The sequence below is a fragment of the Chryseobacterium cheonjiense genome, assembly GCF_012927265.1.
GTDB classification, from domain to species: domain Bacteria; phylum Bacteroidota; class Bacteroidia; order Flavobacteriales; family Weeksellaceae; genus Chryseobacterium; species Chryseobacterium cheonjiense.
Genome location: NZ_JABBGF010000001.1, coordinates 316,191 through 327,923, shown reverse-complemented (window position 1 = coordinate 327,923; position 11,733 = coordinate 316,191). Strand labels below are relative to the sequence as shown.

12 protein-coding genes and 1 pseudogene are annotated in these 11,733 nt (G+C 38.5%); 3 read left to right on the top strand and 10 right to left on the bottom strand.

The features are described 5' to 3' along the window. Window positions 1–156: 156 nt before the first annotated feature. Window positions 157–882 (bottom strand): annotated as a pseudogene (gene lptB, locus HHL20_RS01590) (LPS export ABC transporter ATP-binding protein); the annotation flags it as partial. Window positions 883–981: 99 nt separating this feature from the next. Next, window positions 982–1,971, bottom strand: coding sequence for a porphobilinogen synthase (gene hemB / locus HHL20_RS01585; protein WP_169229449.1), 990 nt, complete (start codon window positions 1,969–1,971; stop codon window positions 982–984). A gap of 120 nt (window positions 1,972–2,091) precedes the next feature. Between hemB and HHL20_RS01580 the strand changes: the two genes are divergently transcribed. The 3 genes from HHL20_RS01580 (at window position 2,092) to HHL20_RS01570 (ending at window position 4,769) form a co-directional block, all read left to right on the top strand. Further along, window positions 2,092–2,442, top strand: coding sequence for a T9SS type A sorting domain-containing protein (locus HHL20_RS01580; protein WP_169229448.1), 351 nt, complete (start codon window positions 2,092–2,094; stop codon window positions 2,440–2,442). A gap of 102 nt (window positions 2,443–2,544) precedes the next feature. Then, entirely contained in the window at window positions 2,545–3,456 is a 912-nt protein-coding gene (locus HHL20_RS01575; protein WP_169229447.1) for an ABC transporter ATP-binding protein, read from the top strand. Window positions 3,457–3,458: 2 nt separating this feature from the next. Next, window positions 3,459–4,769, top strand: a complete 1,311-nt coding sequence (locus HHL20_RS01570) for an ABC transporter permease (RefSeq protein WP_169229446.1) — start codon at window positions 3,459–3,461, stop codon at window positions 4,767–4,769. Window positions 4,770–4,850: 81 nt separating this feature from the next. Here HHL20_RS01570 and HHL20_RS01565 read toward each other — a convergent pair whose 3' ends face one another. The 8 genes from HHL20_RS01565 to lpxD form a co-directional block, all read right to left on the bottom strand. Next, complete coding sequence (locus HHL20_RS01565) at window positions 4,851–5,519, bottom strand: outer membrane beta-barrel protein (RefSeq protein WP_169229445.1); 669 nt, start codon at window positions 5,517–5,519, stop codon at window positions 4,851–4,853. 17 nt (window positions 5,520–5,536) lie between these two features. Beyond that, complete coding sequence (sucD, locus tag HHL20_RS01560; protein WP_029294782.1) at window positions 5,537–6,409, bottom strand: succinate--CoA ligase subunit alpha; 873 nt, start codon at window positions 6,407–6,409, stop codon at window positions 5,537–5,539. A 90-nt stretch (window positions 6,410–6,499) separates the two neighbouring features. Next, on the bottom strand, window positions 6,500–7,402 hold the full coding sequence (locus HHL20_RS01555) for a UDP-3-O-(3-hydroxymyristoyl)glucosamine N-acyltransferase (RefSeq protein ID WP_169229444.1): 903 nt from the start codon (window positions 7,400–7,402) through the stop codon (window positions 6,500–6,502). A gap of 150 nt (window positions 7,403–7,552) precedes the next feature. After that, window positions 7,553–8,119, bottom strand: coding sequence for an elongation factor P (gene efp / locus HHL20_RS01550; RefSeq protein WP_027379799.1), 567 nt, complete (start codon window positions 8,117–8,119; stop codon window positions 7,553–7,555). A gap of 15 nt (window positions 8,120–8,134) precedes the next feature. Next, window positions 8,135–8,467: a hypothetical protein gene (locus HHL20_RS01545; RefSeq protein ID WP_194306220.1), complete on the bottom strand. Its 333-nt coding sequence runs from the start codon at window positions 8,465–8,467 to the stop codon at window positions 8,135–8,137. 14 nt (window positions 8,468–8,481) lie between these two features. After that, on the bottom strand, window positions 8,482–9,270 hold the full coding sequence (lpxA, locus tag HHL20_RS01540; RefSeq protein ID WP_066439196.1) for an acyl-ACP--UDP-N-acetylglucosamine O-acyltransferase: 789 nt from the start codon (window positions 9,268–9,270) through the stop codon (window positions 8,482–8,484). Then, entirely contained in the window at window positions 9,271–10,668 is a 1,398-nt protein-coding gene (locus tag HHL20_RS01535; protein WP_029294772.1) for a bifunctional UDP-3-O-[3-hydroxymyristoyl] N-acetylglucosamine deacetylase/3-hydroxyacyl-ACP dehydratase, read from the bottom strand. Continuing rightward, window positions 10,661–11,692: a UDP-3-O-(3-hydroxymyristoyl)glucosamine N-acyltransferase gene (gene lpxD / locus HHL20_RS01530; RefSeq protein WP_169229443.1), complete on the bottom strand. Its 1,032-nt coding sequence runs from the start codon at window positions 11,690–11,692 to the stop codon at window positions 10,661–10,663. The genes HHL20_RS01535 and lpxD overlap by 8 nt, the downstream gene beginning before the upstream one ends. Window positions 11,693–11,733: the final 41 nt, after the last annotated feature.

Below are 11,733 nucleotides of genomic sequence, written 5' to 3'. Positions count from 1 at the left end.
CAATGAAGCGAAGCTGATGTCTTCAAAACCGTACATTAACCTGAGGTCATCAAACTGCGCAAAGTTCTGGTTCACAAATTCCTGCAGCTGTGCTTTGGAATCGAAGTTTCCTGCCCAAATATTATAGGCATAGTTTTTCTTTTTAGGCTTATCCAAAATACTCTGATACACAAAGTTTTCTCCCAAATAAGCTTCCCTTACCTGCGGATCGTTGGCCAGCTCTTCTGGAAGGCCTTCCTTCAGGATTCTCCCTTCAAACATGATGTATGTTTTGTTGGTAATAGCAAGCGTCTGCTGCACGTTGTGATCAGTAATAAGAATTCCGATGTTTTTATCAACCAGGCTTCTTACGATTTTTTGGATATCTTCAACGGCAATCGGGTCTACTCCTGCAAAAGGTTCATCCAAAAGGATAAAACTCGGATCGGTAGCAAGGCAGCGTGCGATTTCGGTTCTACGACGCTCTCCTCCAGATAAAAGATCTCCTCTGTTTTTACGGACATGCTGTAATGAAAATTCCTCGATCAGTTCGTCACATTTGATCTGTTGTTCCCTTTTCGAAAGCTTGGTAAGCTGCAAAACCCCCATAATATTTTCCTCCACGGAAAGTTTACGGAAAACAGAGGCTTCCTGCGCCAGATATCCGATACCTTTTTGCGCCCGACGATACATGGCATCGGTTGTGATTTCCTGCTTATCCAGAAAAATCTTTCCCGAAGTAGGCTTAACCAATCCTACAATCATATAAAAAGAAGTGGTTTTTCCGGCTCCGTTCGGGCCGAGCAATCCAACAATCTCTCCCTGCTGAACCTGTACAGATACGCCTTTTACAACTTTTTTCGGACCGTATTCTTTGATTAAGTTTTCTCCTCGTAAAATCATAAAGCAAATATATAAAATGTAAACGTTTTACTTTACACAAACACTAAAATTTAAAAACACCTCAACTGAGGTGTTTTTCAGTAATTATCACTGATGGAATTATCTATTCAAAATCATTGCCGCTTCTTTGGCAAAATACGTGAATATCATATCGGCTCCGGCCCTTTTAAAGCACGTAAGGCTTTCAATAATGGTTTTATCATTATCCAGCCATCCGTTCTGTGCAGCAGCTTTTACCATGGCGTATTCCCCACTTACATTGTATACCGCTATCGGAAGGTCAATAGCCTCACGAACTTTAGAAACAATATCCAGGTATGGAAGCCCCGGTTTGATCATGATAATATCTGCCCCTTCTTCAATATCTTTAAAAACTTCGTTCATTGCTTCACGCGCATTATGAAAGTCCATCTGGTATGTTTTTTTATCTTTCGGAATTTCCATATTATCTTTCGGCGCACTGTCTAAAGCACTTCTGAAAGGACCATAAAACGAGCTGGCATATTTTGCCGCATAACTTAAAATCCCGACATCCGTAAATCCGCTTTCTTCCAATGCTTCACGGATTACCTGAACCCTTCCGTCCATCATATCACTTGGCGCCACAATATCCGCTCCGGCTTCTGCATGCGAAACCGACATTCTTGCCAAAGCATCATTGGTAGCATCATTGATAATTTTACCATTTTCGATAATACCGTCGTGGCCATAAACTGAATAAGGATCAAGTGCCACATCAGGCATAATTACCATTTCCGGAACTGCATCTTTTATAGCTCTGATGGTATTCTGCATTAATCCGTTTTTGTTCCAGGCTTCTTTTCCGGTATTGTCTTTAAGATGATCTGAAACTTTCATATACAAATTGACTGCTTTTACTCCTAAAGAAAATAATTCCTTACATTCTTTCACCGTAAGATCAATGCTTCGCCTGAAAATTCCGGGCATTGATGCAATCGGTTCTTCTTTGTTTTCGCCCTCCATTACGAAGATCGGCATTACGAAATCACTTGTAGTAAGGGAGCATTCTCTTACCAGACTTCTGACAGATTCATTTACTCTCAGTCTTCTATTTCTTGAATGTATCATTTGGAATACTTTTTGAATGAAATTTAATGCAAATTTACTACAACTTAAACAAAAAAATATTGCAGGAGATTGTAGAATTGTTTATTTTTGTTTTAATATATTTATAGAAATTGTAATTTGATGAAAAAACTTTTACTTTTATTTATCTTTTTAGGTGCTTTTGTTGGATTTTCCAACAATGCAAAAGCTCAGATAAAGGAGCCTTCAGCATTTTCTCAAAAAGCTGATGATGGTGTTCTTGTGGCTTATCCGAATCCTGCCAAGGATTTTCTGATTATTAAGGCAAAGGACTCTAATCTTAAAATTAAAAGTGTGACCTTCTATTCTATTTTAGGTACACAGGTTGCTAACTATACAGTAAATATGAACTCCGGTGAAATTAATATTGAAAAATTAAAACCAGGAAAATATTTAATACGCTATATATTGAGCGACAATACAATGAAGGTTACACAAATCGTTAAACAATAATAAATCCTGATAAGCATCAGGATTTTTTCTTTTAGATTATTCTGTTTTCAATAATTCCGTAACTTTCGGAACTTTTTCATACTAATCAGTAAAAACAATGTAATGCTAAAAGCTGAACATATCAGAAAGACTTACAATGCAGGCAAAAAAGTAGCATTGGACGACTTCAGCATCCATGTTCCGAAAGGGAGCGTATATGGCCTTTTAGGACCGAACGGTGCGGGCAAAACTTCATTCATCCGTATTATTAATCAGATCACTCAAGCAGATTCGGGTACTATTACCATTAACGGGCAGAAACTCAATCCGGATCATATTAAAGATATTGGTTACATGCCGGAAGAAAGAGGTTTGTATAAGAATATGACCGTTGGCGACCAGCTGCTTTATTTCGGAGAACTCAAAGGAATGACCAAAAATGATGCTCTAAATGAAGCAAAAAAATGGTTTGACAAGCTTCATATCGATCAGTGGTGGAAAAAGAAACTTTCTGAGCTTTCTAAAGGTATGGCGCAAAAAATTCAGTTTGTTGTCACCGTACTGCACAGACCCAATTTACTGATTCTGGATGAGCCTTTCTCAGGTTTTGACCCCGTAAATGCCAATCTGATAAAAGATCAGATCATTGATCTTAAAAATAACGGGACAACCATTATTTTATCCACTCACCGTATGGAAAGTGTGGAGGAAATGTGTGATTATGTTGCATTAATTAATAATTCCAAAAAAATCATCGACGGAAGGGTGTTCGATGTAAGGGAGAAATTCAAAAAAAATATTTTCGGGATTATCCTTTCTGACGTGAATGACATCCAACTTGAAAATTTCATCAAAAAATATGACACCTCCCATCCGGTATATGAAAATAATCTCATTTCCTTTGATCTAAAGAATGAAACCAATCAAAACGATATTCTTCTGGATCTTGTCCACGTAGGAAAAGTACGATCATTTGAAGAAAAGATCCCAAGCATGAACGAAGTTTTTATTAATGCAGTTAGCAGCAATTTTTAATTATGAATAATATCTTTTTAATTACAAAAAGGGAATTTCTAACGCAGGTAAAGAAAAAATCCTTTATCATACTGACCATTCTTGCTCCTGTTCTTCTTGTTGCTTTTGGGGCAGTCATTGGTCTCATGTTTAAAGCCAATGAATCTCACAGCGTTATTGAAGTCGTAGATAAAAGCGGTCTGTTTAAGAATCAGCTCAAATCTTCCGAACAGCTGAAGTATGTTTTTGTTTCGGCGGCTGACGAAAAGTCGAAAATTAATAACCTGAAAGGCAATGAATCGTTAGACGGAATCCTGGTTTTGCCGGAACTCAAAAATCAAAACTTTGATGATCTTCAGAAAAACACAAGACTTGTTATCAACAACAAAATTGGCTTTGACACAAAGCAGAAAATAGTCTCTGACATCACGGATGTTATTAAAAAAGAAAAAATAAAACAGTTGGGTATTGCAGAAAAGCAGCTAATTAATCTTGATAAAAGTTTTACCCTGAAAACGATCAACGTTTCTGAAAACAACAAGGAAGATTCCGATCTGGGATTTGGCGTGAAAAGTGGTCTGAGCATTCTTTTAATGTATGTTACTTTTATGTTTATCATTATTTATGGTGTACGGGTAATGCGAAGCGTTCTTGAGGAAAAAAACAACCGTGTAGTTGAAATTATTATTTCTTCGGTAAAACCTTTTGAACTGATGATGGGAAAAATTTTGGGCGTTACTTTGGTTGCATTAACACAGTTTTTGGTATGGATTACCATGTCTGTAATCGGAGCACTGGTTCTGAATACGGGCTTTTCTTCTATACAAAAGAATATTCCGGGAGGAAATGAAGAACTTGCCAGCAAGCTTGATATTGCACAGATTGCGACCCAAATCTCTCACAATCTGCTGGAACTTAATTTTCCGCTGATTATTTTTGTATTTATCGTATTTTTTCTTTTAGGATATATCTTCTACAGTTCAATATATGCAGCCATTGGATCAGCAGTAGACAATGAGACGGAGACCCAGCAATTCACTCTTTTTGCCATACTTCCTCTGATGTTGGGAATGTACGGCAGTTTTTCCTTAATGAATAATCCGGACGGACCGCTGGGGTTCTGGCTGTCGATTATTCCTTTCACCTCTCCGGTAGCGATGATTGCGAGAATACCTTTCGGTGTACCGGCATGGCAGATTGCTTTATCAATTGCTTTGCTCCTCATGACTACCATTTTTATGATTTTCGTTGCAGGAAAGATATACAGAGTTGGCATTCTGATGTATGGAAATAAAGCTACGCTTAAAGAGATCTGGAAATGGATTAAAGGATAATTTTAATTGAATAATTATTAGTATAAAATAACATTCCCGAAGCAAAGCTTCGGGAATGTTTATGTTTAGAAATTAAATTTCTTACCTGAAAATATAGTTCACACTTACACTGAGAACCTGTTCAGATTTGTTTTTACCAGTGCCATTCGGTTCATTGTCCAGTCCGGGATATGTATTGGAAAGTCCAAAATCATATCTTGCTGCAACTTCCAGCTGTCTTTTGTAGCTGTACCCAAAACCAAAGCCAATTCCAAAATTAAAGCTATTGGCTTTTCCATTGACATTAGGAAGGGATGCCACAGTAACATCAGGATCGTAATAAGGTCTTGATACAGGAGCATTCTTAACTTTCTGATCTATCAGGAAATTAAACCTTGGCCCTATCAATCCGAAAAATTCTGATTCTGCTTCGGAAAAATAAGCCTTAAAACTTACCGGTACACTGATGTAGTTATTTGCATATACCGCATCATAACCGTCTTTCCCTTTAGCATCTTTGTCTTTTCCTGTTTCTCCGGCCCCGAAATACTGTACTTCAGGCTGAATGAAAAACTGGTTGGTACTGCCAACAGGAATTAAAGCCAACACTCCAGCCTCTACTGAAAGTCTTCTTCCTGAGGGATTGTGAGCGTTTTTCACTGCCGAAAGGGTACCTCCGGCAGACACCCCGAATCTTGTACTGCTGAAGTCTATTTGTGCGAAAGACATCACCGACAATAACAAGGCGGAGGGTAATAAAAATTTTTTCATTGTGTATATTTTTTTAATTATGCTAAAACCTTAGCCACGGTAACACCAATGTCAGCAGGGGAATCTACTACATTGATACCGTTTTCCCTCATGATTTCCATCTTTGCCTGAGCCGTATCTTCAGCACCGCCAACGATAGCACCTGCGTGACCCATTGTTCTTCCTTTAGGAGCTGTTTGTCCTGCAATGAAACCTACTACCGGCTTTGTAGAACCGCTCGCTTTGTACCATCTTGCAGCTTCTGCCTCAAGACCTCCACCGATTTCTCCGATCATTACAACTGCTTCCGTTTCAGGATCATTAATGAATAATTCCAAAGCTTCTCTGGTCGTAGTTCCGATAATTGGATCTCCACCGATACCAATTGCTGTAGAAATACCGAAACCGGCTCTTACCACCTGATCTGCAGCTTCATAAGTAAGGGTACCAGATTTTGAAACGATACCTACTTTTCCTTTTTTGAAAACGAAACCTGGCATAATACCAATTTTAGCTTCTTCAGAAGTAATGATTCCCGGGCAGTTCGGACCGATTAATCTGCAGTCTCTGTCGGCAATGTAAGATTTTACTTTCACCATATCTGCTACAGGAATACCTTCGGTAATACATACGATTACTTTGATCCCTGCCTCGGCAGCTTCCATAATAGCATCAGCAGCAAATGCAGGCGGTACGAAAATGATACTCACGTTTGCTCCGGCTTTTGCCACAGCATCAGCTACCGTGTTGAATACCGGCTTTCCAAGGTGCTCGCTTCCTCCTTTTCCCGGAGTAACACCACCAACTACATTGGTACCGTATTCGATCATCTGGCTTGCGTGGAAAGTACCTTCATTCCCCGTAAATCCTTGTACAATTACTTTAGAATCTTTGTTTACTAAAATTGACATTTTATTATTTATTTAATTTATTTATTAATTTTTAAATGCACACAAATTTAATTAAATTTCTTTGATTTAAGATAAATCTAAACAATTTGTTTATTTGAGATTTCTCAGTTTAACCTCTTTTTTCAGATAGGTTCTGAAGTCTTCCGCAAGGAAACCAAAGTATGTCCCTTTAGTTAAATCTCTGTTTACTCCAGCTTTTGCAAGTAGAACAGTACCTTTTTCTATTCTGAGACCTGAAGCGATTCCCACCTGGCCCCAGATGGTAACCTCATCTTCAATAATGCAACAGCCTGCTATCCCTGTCTGGGAAGCAATAAGGCATTTTTTGCCAATTACCGTGTCGTGCCCGATCTGGATCTGATTATCCAACACTGAGCCTTCGCCAATAACCGTAGAATCTGTTACTCCTCTGTCAATAGTACATCCGTTTCCGATTTCAACGTTATTCTCAATGACTACATTTCCCACGGAAATGAGACGATCAAAATTTCCGTCTAATTTTCTGTAATAGAACGCATCGCCTCCCAATACGGTATTGGACTGGATGACAACGTTGTCTCCTATAACTGTTCTGTCCCCGATCACAACATTAGGGAAAATGAGGGTGTTCTTTCCGATTTTTACATTGTTGCCGATTACCGCTGAACGATGAATATGAGTTCCTTCACCAATTTCCATATCGTGAAGTTCTTCGGTAAAGTTGTAGATTCTTGTAAAGTGGGTGTTGATTTTATTAAAATCCCTGAAGGGATCTTCTGAAACCAAAAGGGCTTTGCCTTCGGGACATGCCACTTCTTTATCGATAAGAATGATTGTGGCAGCGGAATTCAGGGCCTTATCATAATATTTGGGATGATTAACAAAGACAATGTCGCCTGGTTTTACCATATGGATTTCATTGGTTCCCAAGACTTCAAAATCTTCAGGACCTACGAATTTGGCTCCGATAATATCAGCAATTGTTCTTAGTTTTTGCGGCTGATGAAACTTCATATTATTCAATGATGTTTAATGATAACAAAATTTGCCGGATTGGGCCCGACCTTATTATAAATCGTCCGTCCAGGGCTTTTTTAAGGTTTTATATAAAACAAAAATTCGGTTTGCTCTCGCATTCCGAATCTCTATTCATTGTATCAAAAATTATTCTTTAACTCTTTCTAAGTATGAACCGTCTTCGGTACTCACTTTAATCTTGTCACCCGGTTCAATAAACAAAGGAACCATTACTCTTGCTCCGGTTTCAACGATGGCGTTTTTAAGGGCATTGGTTGCAGTGTTTCCTTTTACCCCCGGATCAGCTTCCACTACTTCAAGATAAACTGATTGTGGTAACTCTGCAGAAAGTGGAGTTTCATCTGCTTCTTTCAGGATGATTGTAACTTCTTCACCAGCTTTCATAAGGTTTGAGTTTTCAATCATTTCTTTATTAAGGTAAAGCTGAGAGAAATCGTCATTATTCATGAAGTGGAATCCGTTTTCATCATCGTAAAGATACTGATACTTTCTGGTGATTACTTTTACTTCGTCGATTTTGTGACCTGCAGAGAAAGTATTATCAATTACTTTTCCGTTGGTTACAGATTTTAATTTTGTTCTAACGAAAGCAGGACCTTTTCCCGGTTTTACGTGAAGGAATTCGATAACTTTATAAATATCGTTGCTGTACTCAATACAAAGTCCTTTTCTGATATCGTTACTTGTTGCCATTAATTTTGTATATAATTATTTTCTTTTATTAAATTGTATTCCCTGCCCCTGCGGTGTCATCCTGTTGAATGTATTATTATTGAACGTATTCACATTATTCTGCAAACGGTTTACATTCATCTGCACCTCAGAGTTATACTGATTAGCCGTTCCAAAAATAGAGCTTGAATTATCCTTTTGCTTCAGGATAGAATTAAAATTACTTCTGGCAAGGCTGTCTTTGGACTTTTCAGGAATTTTTCTTTCCATGATGGAAGTCTTTGTTGTTTTTTGAGTTTTTAATCCTTCCGTTTGCTGTCCAAACACAGAAGTCGCTGAAAGCATGATAAAAAAGATTAAAATTTTCATATATATTTTATTGATTACTCTTTTCCGGTTCCGTAGCCTTTCACGATTCCCCTCGGAGAGTTCTGAATAAACTGAAGAATCTCATCTCTTTCTGCTGTTGGAAGCATTTCTTTTTCGATGTGAGAAATAGCCTGAGAAACATTCATTTTCATCTGGAAAATAGCTCTGTAGATTTTCTGGATTTCAAATATTTTCTCATTGGTAAACCCTCTTCTTCTTAATCCCACGGAGTTGATGCCCGCATAAGACATCGGCTCTCTAGCAACTTTTACATAAGGCGGAATATCTTTTCTTACCAACGTTCCCCCTGAGATCATGACATGTTTTCCGATTTTACCGAACTGATGAACTGCCGACAGCCCTCCCATTACGGTATAATCGCCAATTTCTACGTGTCCGGCAATACCGCAACCGTTTACAATGATAACGTGGTCTCCTATTACACAATCATGCGCAATATGTGAGGTTGCCATGATGAGGCAGTTTTTTCCGATTTTAGTAAACCCGAGCGCTTTTGTTCCCCTGTTTACGGTGACACATTCTCTGATTGTGGTTTCGTCTCCGATAATAACTTGAGTATCTTCGCCATCGAATTTTAAATCCTGAGGAATTGCCGAAATCACAGTTCCCGGAAAAATTCTGCAGTTTTTACCAATTCTTGCTCCATCCATGATGGTAACATTGGGGCCGATCCAGGTTCCTTCTCCTATTTCAACGTCCCCTGCAATGGTAGTGAAAGGTTCTACGATTACATTTTTGCTGATTTTCGCACGCTTATCTACGGCTGCTAATTGATGAATCATTTAATCAACTTTATTTTTTGCAACTTGAGCCATTAACTCTGCTTCTACGGCAATCGCGTCTCCTACATATCCGTAGCCCTGCATATGGACGATTCCTCTTCTGATCGGCTCGATCAATTCAATTTTGAAAATAATAGTATCTCCCGGCACTACTTTTCTCTTGAATTTTACTTTATCAATTTTGATAAAATAGGTAGAGTAATTTTCAGGATCCGGAACGCTTGCCAGTACAAGGATACCTCCGGTCTGCGCCAAAGCTTCTACCTGTAAAACACCCGGCATTACAGGCTCTTTTGGAAAATGTCCTACGAAGAAAGGCTCATTCATCGTTACATTCTTTAATCCCACAACATGGGAATCCGAAAGCTCAAGAATTTTATCAATTAACAAAAACGGGGGTCTGTGAGGCATAAGCTTCATAATTCCGTTGATGTCGAAAACAGGCTCTTTCGTAAGGTCGAAATCAGGCACGTTCTTCTTTTTCTGCAGTTTCCACTGTCGGTTCAGTTTTTTCGCAAACTGCGTGTTTACGTAATGCCCCGGTTTGTTGGCAATAACTTTACCTTTTATCTTTACTCCCGCCAACGCCAGGTCACCAATTACATCCAGTAATTTATGTCTTGCCGCTTCATTAGGGTAGTTTAAATTTAAATTATCAAGAATTCCGTTTGGCCGTATAGAAACATTGTCTTTGCCAAAAGCTTTTTTCAGTTTTTCCGTAGTTTCAGGAGTAAGATCTTTGTCTACATATACGATCGCGTTTGAAATATCACCACCTTTTATAAGGCCATGATCCAAAAGCATTTCAAGCTCATGCAAAAAGCTGAATGTTCTTGCAGAGGAAATTTCATCTTTAAACTCGGAAATATTTTTTAATGTAGCATTTTGGGTTCCCAAAACTTTAGTTCCGAAGTCAACCATTGTTGTTACTTCGTACGTATCGGAAGGAATAATTGTGATTTCAGATCCTGTAGCAGGATCGCTGTAGGTAAGAACTTCTTTTACCACGAGATATTCTCTTGCGATATTCTGTTCTACAACACCCACGCTTTCAATAGCTTCAACAAAATATTTTGAAGATCCGTCGAGAATGGGCGGCTCTGAAGCATCCATTTCAAGAATTGCATTATCGATATCACAACCAACCAATGCGGCTAAAAGATGCTCACAGGTTGTAATTTTTACGCCCAATTTTTCTAATGTGGTCCCTCGTTCTGTAGCAACTACATAGTTTACATCTGCTTCGACCTGCGGATGGCCTTCAAGATCTGTTCTTACAAAAACAAAACCTGTGTTTTCTTTGGCTGGTTTCATGGTAAGTTTTACTTCTTTACCAGTATGAAGTCCGATCCCGGAAAGTGTCACTTCCTGCTGAAGCGTTTTTTGCATATCACTCATTAGTTTTATCTTTTGAGTTATTCTCAAGATTTTTAATTCTATTAACGATTTCAGTAAAGTTTCTGAAATGAATGTAGTTTCTCAGATAATCATTATAATTGATTGCGGGTGATCCGTATAATGTTTCTTTGTCATTTACACTGGAATTAACCCCGCTCTGGGCCTGAATTCTTACCTGATTTCCTATTTTAATATGGCCTACAATACCTACCTGACCACCGATCTGGTTCCAGTCTCCGATTGTTGTGGATCCTGCAATACCGGCCTGCGCTGCAATGACATTGTTTTTACCGATTTTCACATTATGTGCGATCTGAATCAGATTATCTATTTTTGTTCCTTTTCCGATAACGGTAGATCCGATGGTTGCGCGGTCAATACTACAGTTTGAACCGATTTCCACATCATCTTCAATGATAACATTTCCGAGCTGCGGAATTTTTTTGAATCCTTCCGAAGTGGGTTGAAACCCGAATCCATCGCCTCCGATTACGGTATTGGAATGAATCACACAGTTGTCTCCGATGATGCAGTAATCATAAATTCTGGCACCACTGTCTATTTTACAGTTTTTCCCAATTTTAACACCTTTTCCGATGTATACCTGAGGATAAATCTGTGATCCTTCCCCTATCTTCGCTTTCTCTGAAACATAGGTAAAAGCGCCGATATAAGCTTTTTCACCGATCACGGCAGTCTCGTGTATTGAAGAGCCGTTCTCAATGCCTTCTTTTCTTCCCTGCATCTCCTGATAAAGGTTCATCAGTATCTGAAAGGAAAGGTAAGCATCTTTCACCGAAATAACGGTAGGATTATAAGAATCTTTTGTGATAAGACTTTCTGAAACAATGATAACGGAGCATCTTGAGGTATCTAAATAATGCGTAAATCTATCTTGTGCTATAAAAGAAAGATGCCCAGTTTCCCCGCTTTCAATAGGTGAAACTCCTGTAATAAGTGCATTGCCGTCACCTATTATTTTTCCGTCAATAAAACTTGCAATTTGCGAAGCTGTGAATTCCATATTCTGCAAAGATAAGAAATTCTGTAATTCGCAAACATTTT